The 371-nt window shown below is 64.4% G+C and carries 1 protein-coding gene; it reads right to left on the bottom strand.

The annotated features are described in order from the left end of the window. Positions 1–371: electron transfer flavoprotein subunit beta/FixA family protein (locus tag LE190_RS21605; protein ID WP_225240631.1), on the bottom strand; the 371-nt coding region annotated here is incomplete at both ends.

Genomic DNA, 371 nt, shown 5'->3' with positions numbered 1-371 from the left:
AGCCCAGCAGCGCAGCCAGCATCTGGCCGGTCTGGTTCGAATCGTCGTCGATCGCCTGCTTGCCCAGGATGATCAGCTGCGGCTGTTCCTTCTCGGCCAGCGCCTTCATGATCTTGGCCACGGCCAGGGGCTCGGTCTCGACGGCGGTCTCGACCAGGATGCCGCGGTCGGCGCCGATCGCCATGCCGGTACGCAGGGTTTCCTGGCACTGGGCCACGCCGACCGAGACTGCCACCACCTCAAGGACCTTGCCGGCTTCCTTCAGGCGCGTGGCTTCTTCCAGCGCGATCTCGTCGAACGGGTTCATCGACATTTTGACATTGGCGATATCCACGCCGCTGCCGTCGGATTTGACGCGGACCTTGACGTTG

This window comes from Massilia hydrophila (assembly GCF_020208145.1).
GTDB classification, from domain to species: Bacteria; Pseudomonadota; Gammaproteobacteria; order Burkholderiales; family Burkholderiaceae_D; genus Telluria; species Telluria hydrophila.
This window is presented reverse-complemented; position numbering and strand designations above follow the sequence as displayed.